18 protein-coding genes are annotated in these 19,834 nt (G+C 66.6%); 5 read left to right on the forward strand and 13 right to left on the reverse strand.

Features of this window, described 5'->3' with window-relative positions; genetic code table 11:
- Positions 1 to 12: 12 nt before the first annotated feature.
- The 8 genes from HGI30_RS18560 to yyaC all read right to left on the reverse strand — a co-directional run bounded on the left by HGI30_RS18560 (position 13) and on the right by yyaC (position 9,960).
- Entirely contained in the window at positions 13 to 2,082 is a 2,070-nt protein-coding gene (locus HGI30_RS18560; protein WP_168908913.1) for an O-antigen ligase family protein, read from the reverse strand.
- A gap of 423 nt (positions 2,083 to 2,505) precedes the next feature.
- A complete protein-coding gene (locus HGI30_RS18565) occupies positions 2,506 to 3,417 on the reverse strand; it encodes a hypothetical protein (protein ID WP_168908914.1) in 912 nt (303 codons plus the stop codon).
- A gap of 28 nt (positions 3,418 to 3,445) precedes the next feature.
- Positions 3,446 to 4,528, reverse strand: coding sequence for an HD-GYP domain-containing protein (locus HGI30_RS18570; RefSeq protein WP_168908915.1), 1,083 nt, complete (start codon positions 4,526 to 4,528; stop codon positions 3,446 to 3,448).
- 127 nt (positions 4,529 to 4,655) lie between these two features.
- Positions 4,656 to 6,386, reverse strand: coding sequence for a histidine kinase N-terminal 7TM domain-containing diguanylate cyclase (locus tag HGI30_RS18575; RefSeq protein ID WP_328805165.1), 1,731 nt, complete (start codon positions 6,384 to 6,386; stop codon positions 4,656 to 4,658).
- An 85-nt stretch (positions 6,387 to 6,471) separates the two neighbouring features.
- Positions 6,472 to 7,674 carry a class I SAM-dependent methyltransferase gene (locus tag HGI30_RS18580; protein WP_168909965.1) on the reverse strand — a complete coding sequence of 401 codons (1,203 nt, stop codon included), beginning with the start codon at positions 7,672 to 7,674 and terminating at the stop codon, positions 6,472 to 6,474.
- A gap of 110 nt (positions 7,675 to 7,784) precedes the next feature.
- Positions 7,785 to 8,432, reverse strand: coding sequence for a DUF6483 family protein (locus tag HGI30_RS18585; RefSeq protein WP_168908917.1), 648 nt, complete (start codon positions 8,430 to 8,432; stop codon positions 7,785 to 7,787).
- A gap of 69 nt (positions 8,433 to 8,501) precedes the next feature.
- Entirely contained in the window at positions 8,502 to 9,329 is an 828-nt protein-coding gene (locus HGI30_RS18590; protein ID WP_168908918.1) for an alpha/beta fold hydrolase, read from the reverse strand.
- Positions 9,330 to 9,366: 37 nt separating this feature from the next.
- Positions 9,367 to 9,960: a spore protease YyaC gene (yyaC, locus tag HGI30_RS18595; protein ID WP_235680186.1), complete on the reverse strand. Its 594-nt coding sequence runs from the start codon at positions 9,958 to 9,960 to the stop codon at positions 9,367 to 9,369.
- Between the two features lie 172 nt (positions 9,961 to 10,132).
- Here yyaC and HGI30_RS18600 point away from each other — a divergent pair, with 172 nt between their 5' ends.
- Entirely contained in the window at positions 10,133 to 10,363 is a 231-nt protein-coding gene (locus HGI30_RS18600) for a DUF1128 domain-containing protein (protein ID WP_168908919.1), read from the forward strand.
- A gap of 143 nt (positions 10,364 to 10,506) precedes the next feature.
- Here the strand turns inward: HGI30_RS18600 and HGI30_RS18605 are convergent, their stop codons facing one another.
- The 4 genes from HGI30_RS18605 to HGI30_RS18620 all read right to left on the reverse strand — a co-directional run bounded on the left by HGI30_RS18605 (position 10,507) and on the right by HGI30_RS18620 (position 15,263).
- A complete protein-coding gene (locus tag HGI30_RS18605) occupies positions 10,507 to 10,941 on the reverse strand; it encodes a hypothetical protein (RefSeq protein WP_235680187.1) in 435 nt (144 codons plus the stop codon).
- A gap of 364 nt (positions 10,942 to 11,305) precedes the next feature.
- Positions 11,306 to 12,961 carry a UDP-glucose--hexose-1-phosphate uridylyltransferase gene (locus HGI30_RS18610; protein WP_168908921.1) on the reverse strand — a complete coding sequence of 552 codons (1,656 nt, stop codon included), beginning with the start codon at positions 12,959 to 12,961 and terminating at the stop codon, positions 11,306 to 11,308.
- 37 nt (positions 12,962 to 12,998) lie between these two features.
- Entirely contained in the window at positions 12,999 to 13,985 is a 987-nt protein-coding gene (gene galE / locus HGI30_RS18615; protein ID WP_168908922.1) for a UDP-glucose 4-epimerase GalE, read from the reverse strand.
- Positions 13,986 to 14,084: 99 nt separating this feature from the next.
- Positions 14,085 to 15,263, reverse strand: coding sequence for a galactokinase (locus HGI30_RS18620; RefSeq protein ID WP_168908923.1), 1,179 nt, complete (start codon positions 15,261 to 15,263; stop codon positions 14,085 to 14,087).
- Between the two features lie 241 nt (positions 15,264 to 15,504).
- Here HGI30_RS18620 and HGI30_RS18625 point away from each other — a divergent pair, with 241 nt between their 5' ends.
- Entirely contained in the window at positions 15,505 to 16,353 is an 849-nt protein-coding gene (locus HGI30_RS18625) for an AraC family transcriptional regulator (RefSeq protein WP_235680188.1), read from the forward strand.
- A gap of 93 nt (positions 16,354 to 16,446) precedes the next feature.
- Here the strand turns inward: HGI30_RS18625 and HGI30_RS18630 are convergent, their stop codons facing one another.
- Entirely contained in the window at positions 16,447 to 17,526 is a 1,080-nt protein-coding gene (locus HGI30_RS18630) for an asparaginase (RefSeq protein WP_168908925.1), read from the reverse strand.
- 209 nt (positions 17,527 to 17,735) lie between these two features.
- On the opposite strand from HGI30_RS18630, the gene HGI30_RS18635 reads away from it, so the two are divergent.
- The 3 genes from HGI30_RS18635 to HGI30_RS18645 all read left to right on the forward strand — a co-directional run bounded on the left by HGI30_RS18635 (position 17,736) and on the right by HGI30_RS18645 (position 19,822).
- A complete protein-coding gene (locus HGI30_RS18635) occupies positions 17,736 to 18,230 on the forward strand; it encodes a YtxH domain-containing protein (protein WP_168908926.1) in 495 nt (164 codons plus the stop codon).
- Positions 18,231 to 18,243: 13 nt separating this feature from the next.
- On the forward strand, positions 18,244 to 18,447 hold the full coding sequence (locus HGI30_RS18640) for a hypothetical protein (protein ID WP_168905842.1): 204 nt from the start codon (positions 18,244 to 18,246) through the stop codon (positions 18,445 to 18,447).
- A gap of 154 nt (positions 18,448 to 18,601) precedes the next feature.
- Positions 18,602 to 19,822 carry an NAD(P)/FAD-dependent oxidoreductase gene (locus HGI30_RS18645; RefSeq protein WP_168908927.1) on the forward strand — a complete coding sequence of 407 codons (1,221 nt, stop codon included), beginning with the start codon at positions 18,602 to 18,604 and terminating at the stop codon, positions 19,820 to 19,822.
- The last annotated feature ends 12 nt before the right edge of the window (positions 19,823 to 19,834 follow it).

The following is a 19,834-nucleotide window of genomic DNA, read 5'->3' on the forward strand; positions in this document are numbered from 1 at the left end:
GCGCCGCCGCCGTCAGGTCCCTCTCCCGCCGGGCCCGGGACTTTCCTCCTCGGGTCTCGGCGGATATAGGGATGCGCTTGCAGGGGGCAAGAGCGAAACGGACGGGCTTGCCGTCAATCGAGGCGGAGCGAGGGACGCGCAGGCGGCGGACAGGACGAGCAGCAGCAGCCAATAGGCGCCGTAGCACATGTCCACGTCGATCGCCGCATGCAGCAGCAGCGTCGCCGCCGGCACCGCGCCGAGCGCGCCTTCGGCGCCGGCGGCCGCGAGCAGCGCCGCTCCGAGCGCCAGCAGCAGCGCCAGGCCGGGCGCTCCGGCCGTAAGCAGCATGTCCAGGTAGCCGCTGTGCACTTCCCCCGCCGCGTAAGGCGCAGACTGGAAAGACCCGCGCAGCAGCTCCCACGCCCGGGCGCCGTAGCCGACCAGCCACGATTCGCGCGCGGCCGCCCAGCCGTCGCGATAGAGCAGCAAGCGCGCCGCTCCCGTCGCCGCCGAAGCCGGTTCGGCCGGATCGAAGCGGTCCCAGCCGCCGTCAAGGCGCAGGCGAAGAGCCGCTGCGGCGCCGAGCAGCAGGACGGCGGCGGTGCGGGCGTCCAGGCGAATTAAACGCCGCAGGCGGCGTGAGTCTAAGGAGGCCAAAGCCGGGTTCAGCCTCAGGCGGCGAGGAGCCGCGATGGCGGGGGCGGGGTTCGGCCGCTCCGCATGCCGCGTGCCCCCGGACGGCGCCGTGATCCAGACGGCGCTCGCCGCGCATGCCGCCACCAGGGCAAGCAGGACGGCTCCGTCCTGGGCGAGCGCCGCCTCCGCCGCCTGCTCGCGGAATCGGGCGACGGCGACGATCGCGGCCGTGCCCGGCATGCTGCGCCAAGCCGCTCCGCACCAGCGTCGACGCTCCGGCACGCGCGCCAGCAGCAAGCCGGCGGCTGCCGTTAGGAGAAGCGCCAACGTCGCCCCGCGCGACTCGCTCAGCAGCAGCACGGCGAGGCAGGGAGCGGCCAGCCAGGCGGCGCTGAGGCGCAGCCTCGGCGAGCCGCTCCGCGCGAGGACGAGCCACTGCCAGGCCAGCAGAGCGGCGGCGAAGGCTCCAAGCGTGTTGCTGTATTGCAAGTAGCCGGCGAGTCTGGCGCCTGTGGCGCTCAAGCGTCCGTCGACGGTACGGAGCACGAAGTCAGGGCCGACGATCCATCCGAACCAAGCAGCCAGCGAGCTGGCCGCGAAAAAACCGGCGAAGCTCTGGAGCGCCCATGCGGCCGCCGGCGCGGACGTACTGGCCAGTGGCAAGGGCGCGCGAGCGGCGTCCATGACGGCCATCGGAGCGCCGAACGAAGCCGTGCCGCACGGAACAGCCGTCGTAGCACCGAACGAAGCCGTGCCGCACGGAACGGCCGTCAGAGCGCCGAACGAAGCCGTGCCGCACGGAACGGCCGTCGTAGCACCGAACGAAGCCGTGCCGCACGGAACAGCCGTCGTAGCACCGAACGAAGCCGTGCCGCACGGAACGGCCGTCGTAGCACCGAACGAAGCCGTGTCGCACGGAACGGCTGTCGGAGCGCCGGCATGCAAAGCCGATGAAACGCCGGATGAAGGCGTCGATGCCGTTCGCTCCGCAGCCCAGTCCGCCGACTCCTGCCGCTGCCAAGCTGCAAGCAGCAGTGCCAACGAGCTGTACGCGAGCCAGCGCAGCGCTTCTTCTGCATTGCCTGGAACCGAGACCGGCGAGCCGAACGCACGCATCGCATAGAGCAGCGCCAGTCCGATGCAGCAAGTCGACGCGACGAGCAGCCGCCTGCCCTTCCACCCCCGGTCCGGCCAGAGCTCTCCCCGCCCTTTTCCCCACACGGAAACAAGCCCGCATGCGATCAGCAGCGCCACGAAGCCATGGCCGTCGCGGTCGAAAAACCAGCCCGAGCCGTGAAAGGCCGCGCTCAGCAGCAGCGCTAGCCCCGCCGCGCGCAGGAGCCGCCGTCGGTTGCCGGCTCCCTCGCCTTTCCACGCTTTGGATCGGGAGCGGCTGACGGAATTGGCCTCCGCTTCCCGCCCCATCGTCTCCGGGTCCCCTTCCTCCACGATGTCCGTCGCCACATGTTTCCCTCCCCCGCAGGGAGCCGGCAAAGATAGCCTGATCCCTAGCCATAACCGCAGCCTTTGGTAGCAGTCTAGCCTGCCGAAGCGCGGCTTAGACGGAGACGGATCGCGGAGGCAAAGGAGACGAGAAAAAGGGAGCTGCTTTCTTCGATTCGACGGCTTGCCCTCATCCACACTTGGAGCCGAGCGGCTCCCTCTTTTTTGCGAAAGCGCAAAAAAGCCGGAGAGCATGCTCTCCGGCTTCGCTATTGTTGCGTTCATAGTCCTTGCGGGACGCAGCCCAGCTCCGCGATAGCATCCGCTCCGCTGAATCCAAGGCTCGCAGTAGACGTTTCGACGTGGACGCCGCCAGACCGCTCCGCGCATCTGAACCCCACGTCGACGCCAACCCCGCCTGTCCGCCGGGCCGACAAGCAACAATCAGCGCTCCGGGTATTCGCCCGCCGCCGCTTCGAGGGCGGCGGCCGCGCCGTCTTCGCCGGCGAGGCCGCGGCGCACCTGATAGTACTGCTTCATCTGCTCGTGAAGCACGAACGCCCGCAGCTGGCGGGCGCCGTCGGCGGTAAACCCGCTCATCCGCGCGCCGTAGCTGAGCACTCCGGCGGCATCTTGCCGCCAGAGAATCTCGAGCGTGCAGCTCAGCTCGAAGCCGAGATCCAGCACGGCTCCGACGGTGCCGTGGCATTCCAGCTCCAAGCCGCCCGCAGCGCGGAAGCCGACTCCTTCGAGGCTGATGTTGGAGACGACGATCTCGGCGCGCGCGGCTTCGTCCCGGCGGCTCCGCTCCTCCTCCTCGAGCAGATGCAGGTCGTCCTCGTCCATGAGGCGCACCAGCTTCTCGAGCAGCGCTTCGTCCAGCCCATCGTGCCGCAGCTCGTCCGACCAGCGGTAGCGGAGCAGGTCCGCCCGCGACGGCTCGCGCTTCAGGCGCTCGTCGTCCATGAGCAGGCGGCCCGGGCAGTTCACCTCGACCCGCGGATGGACGCGCTTCTCGTCCATGAGGCGGTAGCGCTCGTAGGGAAACAGCAGCGCGAGCGACCGGGAGCGCCGGCCGATGACGCGCGTCACCATGCGGTAGCTGCCGGACGGAGACTCCACGGTCAGCCAGACCGATTCGCCAAGGCGGAACCGCTCCGGCTCCTCCACCTCGATCTCGATCAGGTCTCCCTCCAGCAGTGTGAGCGTGCCTCCCGCCGAAAGCCCCTGCTGCTCGACGAGCGTGCGGCTTCCGAGGAGCAGCGCGGGAATGAGGGTAGTCTCCAGGCTGTCGCCGGCAAGTGCCGCCGGCTCTGCCTCGGCTTGCGCGGGAACCGTTGAATCAGGCTGCATCATCTTGATCCTCCCAATCCGTAGTGGAGTACTAAATCTCGCGAACGATCGTCACATGAAGCAGATCCCTCAGGTCGATCTCGTACGGCTCGGCCGGCGTCCCTCCTCCGGCCTCCCGGATGACCCGGATGACCGGCCGATGGACCGCCACCTGGAAGTTGCGCGCGACGACTCCGATCTGACCGGTGCTCAGCAGGACGGTGGTCGAGACCGGATACATGGAGACGTGGCTGCAGAACAGCCGCACCAGCTCCAAGTCGAAATACGTATTGCCGGCTGCGAAAAGGAATTCAATCGCCTCCGACGGGGTGTAGCGCTTGCGGTACGAGCGCGCCGAGGTAAGCGCGTCGAACACGTCGGCGATGGCGATGATCTGCGCGTACTCGTGGATCTCGCCGCCGCGAAGGCCGCGCGGATAGCCGCTGCCGTCGTAGCGCTCGTGATGCTGGAGCGCGCAATGCGCCGACAGCAGCGACAGGTCGTGCTCTTTGCGAAGCAGGTCGTAGCCGTCTGCCGCATGGCGCTGCATGACCGCGCGCTCCTCGGCGGTGAGCGGCCCCTTCTTGTCCAGGATGGCGCGGGGGACCTTGGTCATGCCGATGTCGAACAGCAGCGCGCCGATGCCGAGCTCCTCCAGCTGATTGCGGTTGTACCCCTTGGCGATGCCGATGATGCCGGCCAGCACCGCGACATTGATCGAATGCTGGAACAGATAGGAGTCGTGGGTGTTGATCTGGCTGAGCCCGGCGAAGACGTCGTCCCGGGTCATGACGTCGTTCAGGATCTCGCTGAACACCGAGCGGAAGACGCGGCCGAGCTCCGGCCGGGCCGCCCTGCCGAGCGCGGCGTTCTGGCTCATCTGGGCGGTGACCAGCTTGTGCATCGCCTCGGTCGCCTTGCGCCGGGTTTCATCGCGCAGCGTCTCGTTCGGCTCGATGCCTGCGGTCAGCTCGTCCTCGATATACACGATATCGACGCCAAGATCGCTCAGTCGCTGGATGAAGCGTTCGCTGAGCGCCATGCCCGCCCCAAGCAGCACGTTGCCGTCCTCGCGGAAGATCGGCTTGGCCAGCGTCGCGCCGGGCTGGATGCGGTCGAGTTGTACTTTTCTCATGCTTGGGCTCCACTTTCTCTTGGTCCCGCCCCAATTGAGCTGACATACGGGATTTTCCTTCTATTCTACCAAATGGTTCGGCGAGTTGTCATTCCTTTGAGGGGGTCGAACGTCCCAAAGGAACACCTTACGCCCTCCTCCTTCCGACCATGCAGTTGCGCCCGTTGCCCTTCGCTTCGTAAAGCGCGGAATCCGCTTCCTCGAACAGCTCCCGCAAATAGGCTTTCGGGTCCTTGATTCCGAGCGGACTCTCGTTCTCGACCGAAAGGACGCCGAGGCTGATCGTGATGGACAGCGCCAGTCCCGGCCGTCCCGTAGCGATCCGGTTCGCCTCGACCCCCTCCTTGATCCGTTCGGCGAGCCGCTCGGCCTGCAGCCGGGTCGTATGGGGGAGATAGATCGCGAATTCCTCTCCGCCGTACCGGGCGAGCACGTCGGAGCGCCGCAGCATCCCCTTGACCGCTGAGGCGGTCTCCAGCAGCACCTCGTCTCCGACAAGATGGCCGTGAAGGTCGTTGATGCCTTTGAAGCGGTCGATGTCGAACAGAATGACGGCGAACGGAATGCGGTACCTCACGTTCGCCACCACCTCCTGCTCCAGCCGCTGCATCAAGTAGCGCCGGTTGTAGCAGCCGGTCAAGCTGTCCGTCGTCGCCATCTCCTCGAGCTTGAGGTTGGCTCGGAAAAGCTCCTCCTGGATCTGCACCAGCTCGCGGTTGCGGAGCTGCAGCATCTCGTTCTGCCGGTTCTTCTCCTCGATGAGACGGCGAATCTCCGAGACGTCCTGGAACGTGACGACCCTCCCCAGCAGCTCGCGGTCCCCGGTCAGGATCGGAGACGCATGCACCTGGACATGAAGCGCGGCGGCGCCCGGCAGGTCGGGAGCGCTCAGCGCGAGCTCATGGAGAACCGGCTCGTGCGCCGCCGCGCCGCCGCGTCCGAACGACGCTTCGGCTTCTTCCGGAGGCGGCCCTTGGGAGCGCAGATAGGCGTCCAGATCGAAGCGGTCGCCGCTCTGTACGCTCAGGTAGCGCTGGAGCGAGCGGTTGGCCTCGAGCACGGTGCCTTCCGCATCGAGCACGAGCAGTCCCGCCGACATCGAATCGGCGATGTCCTGCTGGGCGATGCGCACGATGTCGAACACGCGGTAGCGGTCGATGGAGATGCAGAAATAAAGGGCCGACAGCGCGAGGCCGAACGAGGAGATGCCGGCGATGTCCGGGAAGCGGCTGTCGTAGACGACGTTGACGAGCAGGTCCAGCCAGCCGAACAGCAGGAACAGCAGCAGTCCCTTGAGCGCCATGCCGACCTGCTTGCGGTGGCGAAGGGTCGTCCCGCCGCGCAGCGCCGAGACGATGCAGGCGATCGACAGCGCCGCGAACAGCACGAGCTGGGCGCACAGCACCCAGAACAGCGGGCCGAGCTCCCGATCCGACGCCACGCCATGCTCGGAGCGGACGAACAGATGCAGCGGATTAGCGAGCACGAGCGCCGCAAGCAGCACGGTCGGTCCGGCCAGCAGCGCGAGCGCCCGTCGGGTCAGCAGGTAGGAGCGCCCCGTCAGGAAGCAGACGAAGACAAGCCACCCGAGGCCTTGCAGCGACAGCGCCGCGAAGGAGATCGAGAGGAAAAAGAGCTGATGCGGAACTACGTCCGTCGTATGGATGAGGAATTGGGAGAACGGCCACAAGAGCATGAAAAAATGAAACACCAAATACGCCTTGTGCAGGCGTGTTATTGGATTATGGATAAAAATATAAAAAAACAGGCCCAGCATGAAGACAGACAAACTGAAATCAATCCAAATCCATGATTCCAAGCCCTTCACCCATCCCTGCATCATTCCATTGTCTTCCATTATAGCACAGGATGGAGGCAATACCAGCACGGATTGAGACGAGGGACGGGAGGGCGGAGCCTCTTCCGCCGGGCCTGAAGGCGCGTCAGTCGGGGAGCCTTCCGGCCTGCCGAAGCATTCCCTCCAGAGCGGGATCGAGGCTCAGCGAGTCGCGATAGCGGCCGTACTCCTCCCACTTTTGGCGGCGGCGCTCGGCAGCCTGCGCCGACTCCCGGCGCCGGACGGCGCGGATGAGCAGGTTTTTGGGCGTATGCTCCGGATCGATGAACTCCAGCACCTGCGTCCGGTAGCCGGCCGCTTCGAGCAGCGAGGTGCGGGCCGCATCGGTCGCGAGCGCGGCGAACCGCTCCTTGAGCAGGCCATGGCCGAGCAGCGGCGCGAGCGTCTCGCTGCGGATCTGGCGGAACGCCTCATGCTGGCAGCACGGCACCGACAGGATGACGGAGGCGTCCCAGCCGACCGCCTTGGCCAGCGCGGCGTCGGTCGCCGTATCGCAGGCATGGAGCGTCACGACCATGTCGGCCTGCTCCAGCCCTCCGAACTGCCCGATATCGCCCACTTGGAACGACAGCTTGTCATAGCCGAGGCGCTCCGCCAGCTGCGAGCAGAATGCGATCACGTCCTCCTTCAGATCGAGTCCGATGACCCGGAGCGGCCGCTTCTGCTCGACGGCCAGCAGGTGGTAGAGGGCGAACGTAAGATACGACTTGCCGCAGCCGAAGTCGACGATCGTCAGCTCGCGTCCCGTCGGCAGCTCCGCCGCCACGTCCTGCACCATCTCGAGAAAGCGGTTGATCTGGCGGTACTTGTCCTGCTTGTCCGCCTTGACCTTGCCGTCGCGGGTCAGGATGCCCAGCTCCTGGAGGAATGCGGGCGGCTCGCCCTCGGCCAGCACGCGCTTCTTCGCCCGGTCATGGGACGGAGCCTCGGCGTCCGCCTTGCCGGTCGGCGGCTTGCGCAGCAGGGCGGCTTTTCCTTTTTTGCCGATCAGGATCTGCAGGTCCGCCTCCTTCGTCTTGACGAGCGCCTGCCGGTAGCCGGCGCGGAGCAGCTCCGCCATCCGGGCGGCCGCTTCGCCGGCCTCGACGTTCTCATGCAGCACCTTCGTCCGGTAGTGCTTCTCGAACTGGTAGCGCAGCCCGGACTTCAGGCGCACCGGCCGGACGACCGTGCGCGGAGGCAGGCCGCCTTCCTCTTCGGCCTTTCCTTTCGCTCCGCTGAACGTCGCCTGCAGCAGCGCCTGCCGCTCGACCGCCTCCTCCAGCGCCTGTTCCCATCCCTCGTTCATCATGCTTGTGTTCGGCCCCTTTCCATTCCGCGGCTAAAAGCAAGGGCCCCGAGCCGCATGCGCCGGCTGGGGCCGCTTTCGCCATCGGCGCCGCTTGCGGCGCCCGGTCGTCATTCCTTGCCTGTCTCGGCGAGCCAAGGCTCGGCCGCCTCCTGCAGCTCCTGCCGGCTCAGCCCTCCGCGCTCGAGGCTCTCATCCGTCAGAAGCAGCAGGCGGCCATAGAACCGGCCCAGCTCGCCCGGCTCCAGCCGGCCGTCCTCGTGCAGCTCGTACCATAGATCCTCCGCGCGGTCGTACCGCCCCTGCTCTTCGCGCCAGGCGGCGATCCGACGCTTGCTGTCCGGCGGTAGCTCGTAGGCGGACAGCTCGGCGAGCAGCCGCTCGGCCGCTTCGTCCGGACTCGGCTGCGCGCCGTACGAGGAGGCGCGCAGCAGCAGGTGCAGCGCCTTCAGCCGCGTCTGGAACGCGCCGCCCTCCCGGCCGAGATCGTCCTGCACGGTCGCCTCCTCCCGCAGCAGCAGACCCAGGCCTAGCAGCATGGACGGATCGGGATCGCCGGATCGGGACAGCATGCGGACGAGATCCTCCTCGGACAAGCTGCGGATCAGCCGGCCGTTCATGCCGAACTGCCGGTCGAGCAGCTCCTCGACGACCTGCAGCGCCTCCTCTTGCTTGCCGGCCCTGCGCAAGCCGAGGATGGCCGCCGATACCTGCGCCATCCCCTCGATCATCCGCATGATGTAATCCCGCTGGAACATGCCGATTCCTCCTTCGTGGATGCCTCGCGACGGCCGTCAGACGACTTTCTCCGGCCCCGCCTGCCCCCGCTAGCGGCTCTGCGCCAGAGAGGAAAGCCAGTCCTGAATGAGGCCGGCCATCCGTTCCGGCTGCTCCATCATGCCCATGTGGCCGGCCCCGTCCAACGTTTCCTTGCGCGTCCGGGGCGCTTCGGCGGCAAACGCCTTGGCCGGCGGAACGACGCCGTCCTCGCTGCCCGCGACGAGCAGCAGGGGCACCTCCAGCGCCTGCAGCACGGAGCTGCGGTCGGGGCGCGCCTTCATGCCGCGGGCCGCCGCGGCAGCTGCGGACGCGGCCGTGCCGTAGCCGATCTCCCTGGCCTTGTCCAGCAAGGAACCGTCGGCACCGGGAGCGAACAGCTTCGGAACGAGTCCGTCCACGAACGGCACGATGCCGTCCGCAGCGAGCGCGGCCGCGGCCTTGTCCCGGCCCTCGCGGGCTTCGGGGCTGTCCGGCAGCGGCGTCGAGTGGATCAGGCCCAGCCCTAAGAGCAGCTGGGGATGCCGCTCGGCCAGCGCGAGCGAGGCGTAGCCGCCCATTGAGTGGCCGAGCACGACCGCAGGTCCCGTCTCGAGCGTCTCCAGCAGCTCCGCGACGTCATCGGCCAGCATCTCCATGCCGATGATCTCCTCGCCGCCGCCGGAAGACTGGCCATGCCCGCGCAGATCGACGGCGATGACCCTCCCGTGCGGCTCGAGCAGCGGCAGCAGCGGCTCCCAGTAGGCGGAGCTGCCGCAGAATCCGTGCAGCAGCACGAGCGCCGTTCCGTCCTCGCCGGCCCTTCCGTTGTCGCGATAGGCGAGATCGGAGCCTCCTTGAAGCGTCAGCCTGCGATTGGCAACCGTTCGATTCGACATGTCTTCCTCATCCTCTCTGATTAGGTTCGACCCTTTCTTACCGCGGCAAGCCCGGCATCAAACCTGCCGTACCCGCCGAGGGCCCCTCCGAGCCCGGCCAGGCGGCAGCGGCCGCATCCGCGATCGTGCGCGCCATGCCGAGCACCCGATACAGGCTCGTCGTCTGGATGATCCAATACGGCTTGTGTCCTTGCGTATTGACGACCGCCGCCACGCTGTAATCGCCGACCGGCGGCAGATGCTGCCCGATCGCCTGGCCCGGCTGCAGCGGACCGCTGCGCACCAGATACAAGCCGGTCGACTCCGCCCGTCCGAGACAAGCGTCGATCGCCACGACGCAGCGCGCCTCCTGCAGCGTCGCGAGGATCGGCCCGACCTGCTCGGAGTCGCATGGATGCTCCAGCGTGCCCAGCACGCGGGGAAATCCCATCTCCGCCAGCAGGGAGCCGGCAAGCGGCCCCAGCGAGTCGCCGGTCGAGCGGTCGCTGCCGATGCAGAGGAAGACCACTTCCTCCCGGGCCGGAAACTTCGCCGCTACCGCCTCGAAAAACGTCTGCAATCCGGCCTTTTCCACGCGAGCCCATTTGGCCGAATCTTCCATTTGGTTCGTTCTTGGTTCCCGATTCATCATCCGCACCCTCATTATTGCGGGCGAAGCGGCGCCTGCTGCCGCCCTCCGCTCCTGCCCGCCCGTCTCGCTTCATTGTAACGGATGAGCGGGAGCAGATTCAACGAAGCCTCGGCGAGCGGCCGCATTCATGGTACAATGGACCGAAACCAGAGCAAGTCCACAGGAGGAACCTATGCCGGATCTCAACGAGCCCACCCCGCAAAACGTCGAATTCATGATCGAGGCGATCAAGGAGAAGCTGCGCATGGCGACGGCCGCCGCCATGCAGGCCTCTTCCTTCTCCACCGACCGCTACGAGGACATCCGCGAGCTGTACGAGGTCGTCGCCTCCAAGCCTTCCTTCAGCATCTCCGAGGTGGAGGCGCTCGTCTCCGAGCTCGGCAAGCTGCGTCAGATCGGCTGACGGCAGCGGCGACATCCGCCCGGCAGCCGGACCGAAACGCCCTTCGGGCATTCCGCCGGCCATCTGCCGACACGCAAAAACAAGGTACCCGCTGCAGCCAGCGGGTACCTTATTTTGCGTGCTTTGCCGTCCAGCCATCCGAATCAGACGGCCGCTTGCTCTTCTTCCGTCGCTTCTTCGTCCGCAGGAGCTTCCTCGGCGGCCGCTTCCACGGCGAGGCGCACCGATACGCTCTTCTGCTCGCCGCGCAGGAAGGCCGCGAGGCGCTCCAGCTTGTCCGCCAGCTCCGGTCCGGTCAGCGTCACGTTGAGCTGGTAGCCGAACTGGTCGGCAGGCAGCTTCTGCTCGCGAGCCGGGTAGGCGTAGCTCGCGCGCTCGCCGGCCGCTGCCGTGGTGCCGTTCAGCTGGTCCGGATAGAATTTATCGGACTTGTTGACGACGCGCTCGTAGATGCGCAGCTTCTTGAGCAGCATGTAGTACTGGGCGGAATGCTTGAAATTCCAGGCTTCGCGGATGTCCTTGAGCGTATAGTCGGCCTTCCAGCGCTTCAGCTTCTCGACCTGGGTGTCCGAATCCAATTTCAGAAATTCCTCAAGCGGCATAATTTGCATCGTGCTCGTTTCCCCTCCACTTTTAACATATCGAACGTGATAATAGTCAATTTATTAACGTTTATATATAAAAAAATACCATAGAAATGAACCTTCTACAATTGATTTTTAATTTTATTTTCAATAAACCTTCCTAGATGACGTCTTTTCTTACCGTTCTCTGAACATCGGTAAATTTCGACCGGAAATTTTGTTCATCCTCCGTCCGAATCGACATGATTCTCCAGCCGATGCGCGATGCAAGCAAAAAAGACGAAGGTCCGAGGGCTATGCCTCGGACCTTCGTCTGATAGTGACATGCGCTTCCAATCGGCTCGGACAGCCGATTCCGTCAGGTCGCGGGCACAAGCCCCGCGAAGGCCAGGAAGCGCCCGAACGCGGCGCGCCCGAACGCGCTCTGCTTGTAGACGCCGGCATCCTGCAGCACTTGCAGGAACTTGTCGCCGGCCGAAGCTTCGACGAGCCGCAGCGCCTCGCCGCCATCCAGCGCCCGGTCCCCGGCCGAAGCCCGGAGCTCCTCCAGCCATCCCCGATGCTGCGCCATCGTCGGCGGTCCATCCGCCAGCGCCTGCTCCCATGTCGCCGAGCCGTCGAGGCAGGAGGCGAGCAGCTCCATCTCCTGCTTGAGCCGGCCCGGCAGCACGGCGAGTCCCATCACCTCGATCAGGCCGATGTTCTCCTTCTTGAGATGATGCAGCTCGCGATGGGGATGGAAGATGCCCTCCGGATGCTCGTCGCTCGTGCGGTTGTTGCGCAGCACGAGATCGAGCTCGTACGAGCCGTCCGCCCCCCTGCGGGCGACGGGCGTGATCGTGTTGTGCGGCACTGGCTCCGCACCCTCGGCGCTGAACGCGAGCACCTCCGCCTCGGGATCGCTGTAGCCGCGCCATGCCGCCAGCAGCTCGCCCGCCGCCTGCCGCAGCCGGTCCGGATCGCGGCCGCTGACGCGCAGCACGCTCATCGGCCAGCGGACGATGCCGAAGCGGAGATCCTCGTAGCCGGGATGGCGGAAGCCGGCCTCGATCGGAGCCGCCTGCATCGGGAACGCATGGCGGCCCCCCTGGAAATGGTCGTGGCTCAGGATGGAGCCGCCGACGATCGGCAGATCGGCGTTGGAGCCGACGAAATAATGCGGCAGCTGCCGGACGAAGTCGAGCAGCCGCCCGAAGCTCTCCTCGCTGATCGCCATCGGCACGTGCTCAGCGCGGAAGACGATGCAATGCTCCTTGTAGTACACATAAGGAGAATACTGCAGGAACCACGCCTCGCCGCTCAGCCCGAGCGGGAGGATGCGGTGGTTCTGGCGGGCCGGGTGGTCCGCTCGTCCGGCATAGCCCATGTTCTCCTTGCAGAGCAGGCATTTGGGATAGCTGGACGGAGGCAGCGTCTTGAGCAGGGCGATCTCGGCAGGGTCCTTTTCGGGCTTGGACAGGTTGACCGTAATCTCCAGCTCGCCGTACTCCGTCTTGTGCGCCCAGCTCCGATTGAGCTCGACCCGGTCCATCCGAATATAGTTGCTGTCGACGTTGAGCCGGTAGAACCAGTCGGTCGCCGCCTGCACGCCGCTCCGGGCCGCCGTCAGGGCGAACCGCGCCTGCGTCTCCGACGGTCGCGGGAGCAGCAGCCCCATGATGCGCGCATCCAGAAGATCCCGCTGCGTCACGGTCCGGTCCGGCACGATGCCCGCCGCAGCCGCATAGTCGAGCAGCGGCGCGAGCAGCTCCGGCATGCTCTCCCCGACCGGGGACGGCAGTGCCGCCGGGTCGCCGGACGTCCAAGCCGGAGGCTCCAGCAGGGCTTGGCGCCAGACCGGCTGCTCCTCCGTGCCGGGCAGCGGAGCGTCGAAGCCGAGCAGGTCGAGCACGGCGTTGCGGGCCGCGCCTGCGTCGAGCGGCTCCAGCAGGCCGCGCTTCAGCGCGCCGGCAATCAGAGCCTCGACCGCCTGCAGCGCCTGTTCGGCGGACGGAGCGGATTGATGCGTTGTCATGGGGTGCAGCTCCTTTCAAGATAGGAAGAACTCGGGCTTAGCCGCGATACCCTTGCGGACGGGCCCGATGCCAGCCCCAGGCGGAGGCGATGATCGCTTCCAGCTCGCTGCGGCGAGGGTTCCAGCCCAGCTCGGCGCGGGCCTTGTCCGAGGCCGCGATCAGCACCGCCGGGTCGCCGGAGCGGCGCGGCTCGATGACCGCCGGGATGTCCCGTCCGGTCACGCGGCGGGCGATGTCGATCACTTGCTTGACCGAGAAGCCCTGTCCGTTGCCGAGGTTGTACACGGCGCTCGCCTCTCCCCGCCGCAGGCGCTCCACCGCCAGGATATGCGCATCCGCCAGGTCGCTGACATGGATGTAGTCGCGCACGCAGCTGCCGTCCTCGGTCGGGTAGTCCTCGCCGAACACCGAGACATGGGGCCTTTGGCCCAGCGCCGCCTGGAGCACGATCGGGATCAGATGCGTCTCCGGATCGTGATCCTCGCCGATCTTGCCGCTCTCGTGCGCGCCGGCCGCGTTGAAGTAGCGCAGCGATACGTAGCGGAACTCGTGGGCCGTCTCGAACCAGCGGATCATCTTCTCCATCGCGAGCTTCGTCTCGCCGTAGGCGTTGGTCGGCTCGGTGCGGTCCGTCTCCCGGATCGGAACGCTCTCCGGCTCGCCGTACGTCGCCGCCGTGCTGGAGAAGACGATGCGCTTCACGCCGGCGCGGTTCATCGCCTCCAGCAGGCACAGCGTGCCGTACACGTTGTTGTGGTAATACTTGCCGGGAAGCTTCATGCTCTCGCCGACGAGCGAGTTCGCCGCGAAGTGAATGACGGAGTCGATCTCGTTCTCGCGGAAGATCCGGTCCAGCAGCTCCTCGTCGCGAAGGTCCCCCTCGTAGAGGCGCCCTCCCGTGACGGCCTCGCGATGGCCTTGCTGGAGGTTGTCGACGACGACGACCTCTTCTCCCTTTTCCAAAAGCGCGGCTACGGCATGCGAGCCGATATAGCCCGCGCCTCCCGTTACCAGTACTGCCATGCTGATCTCTCCTCTCCCAAGCTCATGCGGTCTCTGCTAGGCTTGCCGCCTCTACGATCATACGACAAACCTCGTCCTCCGGCATATGGTCCGCAGAGGCTAGACGTCGATCCGGGACACGCCGTCGCCGATCGAGCAGACGTAGAAGTCCGCCTGCAGCCCCGTCGCCTCGGCGTACTCCGCTCCGACCTGCTCGCGGAACCGGTCCACGCTGTCCCGATGGACGAGCGAGACCGTGCAGCCGCCGAAGCCGGCGCCTGTCATGCGCGAGCCGAGCACGCCCGGCACTTTGCGCGCGGCTTCGACCATCGCGTCGAGCTCCCGCCCCGTCACCTCGTACAGGTCGCGCAGCGAGTCATGCGAGGCGTTCATCAGCCGGCCGAACGCCGCCAGATCGCCCTGCTCCAGCACGTCGACCGACTGCAGCACGCGGTCGATCTCCTCCACGACATGGCGGGCGCGGCGGCGCACCGTCTCGCTGGCGATGCGGCCTTCCTCGGCGCTCAGCTGCTCCGGCGTCAGCTGCCCGAGCAGCGCCAGCTCCGGATAGGCGGCGCGCAGCTCCTGGACCGCCTGCTCGCACTCGGCGCGGCGCTCGTTGTACTTGGAGTCGACGAGTCCGCGCCGCTTGTTGGTGTTGCCGATGACGAGCACATGGTCCGCCGGCTCGAACGGCACATGCCGGAACTCCAGCGTATCGCACATCAGCAGCATCGCCTCGCCGGCGCGGCCGTTCGCCACCGCGAACTGGTCCATGATGCCGCTCTGCACGCCGTTGAAGCCGTTCTCGGCTCTCTGCGCCAGCAGCGCCAGCTCCGTGAGGTCGACCGGATGGCCGCCCTCGGACAGCAGGGCGTAGCCGGTGACGACCTCGATCGAGGCGGAGGAGGACAAGCCTGCGCCGTTCGGAATTTCACCGTGGTAGAGCAGGTCGAAGCCGGTCTGCGGCCCGCGGCCGCTCTGCTGCAGCTCGTGGACGACGCCCTTAGGATAGTTGCTCCAATCGTCCTCCGCGCGGTGCTCGATGCCGTCCAGCGGAATGTCGAACCGCTTGTCCGGGAAGTTCGTCGAGGCGAAGCGCAGCAGGCGGTCCTCCCGCTCCCGCAGCAGCAGCGTCGTGCCGAACGTGAGCGCGGCCGGGAATACGTAGCCGCCGTTGTAGTCCGTATGCTCGCCGATCAGGTTGACGCGGCCCGGAGCCTGATAGTACCGGATGCCCTCCGCCTCTCCGCCAAACCATGTCAGGAACGAGTCCGTCAGCTGTTTCAAATCCGCCATGTCCATCATCCTTTTGTTTGAAATGGTCTTTATAGACAAATCAGGCCCGACCGGCCAATCTTCGCGGATTCGGGTCCGCCTCGCCCCGGCTTGACGCCGCGCTTCTTTCTTGCCTTCAGTATACGTCCGGCTACGCTCGCACGGAATGGGAGCATGTGAACTGGCCATGGATAAATGTGACTTCTTCTGTTCAAGTCCACCCGTCTTGGATACAATGCCTATAGAAAAGGAGGCGATCGCCGTGAAGCCGTTCTACTATCGGGTCGTGTCCGGCGCGGAGGCCGGGTCCGGGCAGCCGCTCGAAGTCCTGTTCGCCGGGGAAAGCCAGACGAGGCCGGGCCACCGGCTCGGGCCGAAGGTGTACGACTTCTACCTGCTCCACTACGTGCTGTCCGGCCGCGGCCGCTTCTCCAGCGGCGGCGCCGAGCATGAGCTCGGCCCGGGCGAGTCGTTCCTGATCGAGCCGGAGCAGCTCGTCTCTTACGAGGCCGACCGCGTCGACCCGTGGGCGTACCGCTGGATCGCCTTTCGCGGCCCTTGGGCGCAGGAGGCCGCATCCGCCTTCGGCGGCGGACGCAGCGTCGCCGACACGGGACGCAGCCGCCGGCCGGCCGCTGCCCTGCGCCTGGCGATGGATGCCCTGCGCCAGCCGGCGGGCGCGCAGCTCGCTGCGGCCGGCGGCCTGCAGCTGGCGCTCGGCGAGATCGCCCGCGCCTGCGCGCGCCGCGAGGAACCGGGCGAGGCTGCGGACGGCGCGGAGGACAACTCGCTCGTGCGCGCGCTGCTGAGGCTGCTGTCGACGCAGTACGCGGAGCCCGTGACGATGGAAGGCATCGCGGAGTCGCTCGGCTACAGCCGGGCGTACCTGTCCCGCGTCTTCAAGCGCTCGACCGGCTCGACGCCGGTCTCCTACCTGCTGCGGCTGCGCATCGACAAGGGCCGGCTCATGCTGCGCGAGCGCAAGGACCTGACGGTCGAGCAGGTGGCCTCCTCCGTCGGGCTGCAGGACGCGCTTTATTTCTCCCGGCAATTCCGACGCTTCTACGGCGAGTCGCCGAGCGAGTACCGCCGTTCGGTATGGGGCTCCTGAAGTCCGGCCAGCGGCTGCGAAGGGAGGGCCTTTCGACCGGCCCTCCGCGCAAAGAAAGGCTGTCCCGACGGGACAGCCTTTCTTTGCCTCCTCCTAGCGCCACTCGAGCTGGAAGGCCGGCCGCAGAAAGCCGGTCTCGGCGCCCGTCGAGCTGACCATCCGTTCCGGGAACTGGGCCCGCACGCCCTCGGCCGCGTCGGACAGCAGCCTCTCCAGGCCGATCCGATCCTCCGGGTGGACGCCTGCCAGGTCCAGCCCGACGCGCAGCTGGTCGAGCAGCTCTGCCGCGATGACGGGCCAGGCGGACTCGCCGCCGTCGTCGACCTGGATCGCCGCGCCGATCCCGGCTTGCGGCACGGCCAGCGCGAACATCCCTTGCGCGCCGCTTTTGGCGAGGATGCCGTGCTCCAGCAGCACGCTCGCGAGCCGGCCCTCGCCTTCGACGAGGGCCGGATGCGCCAGCATCGCCGCCGCCACGCGCCTGGCGGCGGACAGCGCATCGTCGTCCGACACAGCGGCCTCCGGAAGCGCGAGCCGCGCGTAGGTCAGCGCCATCGCCTCGAGAGGCAGCCGGAATACCGGCAGGCCGCAGCCGTCGACCGCGCGGCCGATCTCCTCCGGCTCTAGATCCGCAAAGGCGGCGACCGCCTCCAGCATCCGCCGCTGCAGCGGATGCTCCGGCTCCGTATAGCCTTCGAGCGGCCAGCCCATCATCCGGCAGTAGGCCAGCATGCCGACATGCTTGCCGGAGCACGTATGATAAAGCTTGCGCGGCGAAGCCCCGGCCCGCATCGCCTGGTCGCGCTCCTGCCGTCCGAGCGGCAGATCGTCGTGGAACGCGAGCTGCTCCTCGCGCACGCCCGTAAGCTCCAGCATGCGCTCCAGCAGCGCGATGTGCTCCGGCGCTCCGCGATGCGAGGCCGACAGGAGGGCGATCGCCTCCTCCGGCAGCCCGAAGCGCTCCATGAGGCCCGCTGCGACGGCCGGGGCCGCCTGCACCGGCTTGGCGGTCGAGCGCATGAACGCCTCGGCGTCGGCATCGCCAGCGGCGGCCAGCAGGCGGCCCGAAGCGTCCACGACCGCGATGCGGCCGGTATGGATGTTTTCAGCCCATGGTCCTCGCGTCGTGCCGGACAGCGGCACGCCGGGACGATGCTGTTGCATATAGTCCATCTGCGTCAAGCTTCCTTTCGTCGATCGTGCTGATCGTGCTGATCGTGCTGATTCTATCGTTCTATTCCCGCCGCCTTGGACGCGTGACGTCCGAAGCGGCCGGCATTCCATTATACCAGTCCGCTTCGTCCAAGCACCACCGCGCTCGTTTCAACCGTGCGAATAGCGGTTATCTATCCTCAACGACGAATTAAAGGAGATGAACGGATATGGCAAAGGAAACCGTTAATGGCGGAGGCGTAACGAAAGGCATTCTGATCGGAGGCGCGATCGGCGCGGCTGCCGCCCTTCTGTTCGCACCGAAATCGGGCAGGGAGCTTCGCTCCGATCTCGCCCGCAAGTCCACGGACGCGGCCGAATACGCCAAGAAGCAAGGGGCTCTGCTCGCAGAGCAGGCCAAGTCGACGGCAGCCGTAGCCGGCGAAAAGGCATCCGCGCTCGGCACCAAGGTGCAGGAGCTCGCCGTCAAGGCGAAGGAAGCCGCGCTCGTCCAGCAGGACGCCATCAAGGAAACGGCGGCTACAGCGATGTCCGAGACGAAGGACGCGATCGCGGACGTGAAGGATCACGCCCAGCAGGTGTCTTCCGAAGCGAACCGCCACATCGACAACATCAAGGAAGAAGCCGATGCGAACAAGAAGGACGCGCAGGCTTCCGCCAACGTGTTCAAGAACGGCAACAGCGGAGCCACCTTCTCCAACTAAAGGAGCGATTCCGATGAGCAGCCCTGATCCGAAGGACGACCCGCCGATCCGCGGCGGACAGGCCGGCGCTTCCCACCGGGACATCGGCGAAGCCGAAAACGGGTCGATGGTCCAGGACGTGGAGGACATGAAACGGCTGGGCAACGACATGGAGCGCGTGCGCACCAATGCCGAGCTGGAAGAGGAAGGGCTCGTGCCCGATCCGGTTCAGGAGTAGGCAGCCGGCCTCCCAAGCCCCGCCCCCATCTCTCGAGGATGAGGGCGGGGCTTTTGCCGCGTTCCCGCTCCCCTGCCGGGGAAGGCTCGCGCACGGGCACGCGCATAGCCGCTTCGCCGCCTGGGCCATATTATCAGCAGGAGATGATCTGTCTATGAACGACCACCATGCCGGCAAGCTGTACTGGCCGCTGACGATGACGCATGTGAAGTCCTACCCCGCTCTGACCGGAAAGCAGCAAGTCGAAGTGGCCATCATCGGCGGCGGGATGTCCGGCATCTGCTGCGGCCTCGTCCTTGCGCGCAGCGGCATTTCCGCCTGCGTGCTGGAGCGCGACGCGGTAGCCGGGGCGAGCACGTCGGCCAATACGGGCCTGCTGCAATTTTCCAACGACGTCATGCTCACGGAGCTGATCGAGCAGATCGGCCGAACCGATGCGGTGCGCTTCTACCGCGAATGCCTGCATGCCGTCGAGCAGCTGGCGCTGACGGCTGCCACCCTGCCCGGCGAGATCGGCTTCCGCCGCCGGAGCAGCCTTTATTACGCCAGCACCGAGCAGGACCTTCCCCAGCTCCGCAAGGAGTACGAGGCGCTGCGGGAGCACGGGTTCCCCGTCCATTATTGGGAAGCCGAAGACATCGCCTCGCGCTTCCCGTTCTCCAAGCCGGGCGCCATCGTCACGGCCGGCGATGCGGAGGTGAATCCGTTCCAGTTCGTGCAGGCGATGGCCGATGCGGCATCGGAGGCGGGACTGCTCATTCGGGAGCGGACGGAAATCGCGCTCCACCGCTCGATAGGCGGCAAGCAGGTGCTGGAGACGGCGGACGGCGCGAGAATCGAAGCGAAGCATGTCATTTATGCCGTGGGCTACGAGCCGGAGGAGCTGCGCGGGCAGCTCATCAAAGCCGCGATCAACCGCTCCTTTGCCGGCGTGACGCGCATGCAGCAGTCGCTGGCGCCGTGGCATGAAAGTATGATGCTGTGGGAGACGGCCCGGCCGTATCTGTACCTGCGCACGACGATCGACGGCAGGATCGTCATCGGCGGCCTCGACGAGGAGCGGCCCGATCCCGTCCAAGGCGAAGCGGCCCGCCAAAAGCGCATCGCCAAGCTGTCGCGGCAGCTGGCGGAGCTGTTTCCGATGCTGGACAGCGAGCTGGAGTACGAATGGAGCGCCGCCTTCGGCGAATCGAGGGACAACCTGCCGTTCATCGGCCGCGATCCGGAGCGGGACGGCGTCTACTATTGCCTCGGCTACGGCGGCAACGGCACCGTCTACAGCATGATGGCGGCGCATCTGCTGCGCGACCTGATCCGAGGCGAGTCGCATCCGATGGAGAGCATCGTCGGGCTGTCGCGTCCTTCCCTTCAATAGAGGCAGCAGCCA

The organism is Paenibacillus albicereus, assembly GCF_012676905.1.
In the GTDB taxonomy this organism is placed as follows: domain Bacteria; phylum Bacillota; class Bacilli; order Paenibacillales; family Paenibacillaceae; genus Paenibacillus_O; species Paenibacillus_O albicereus.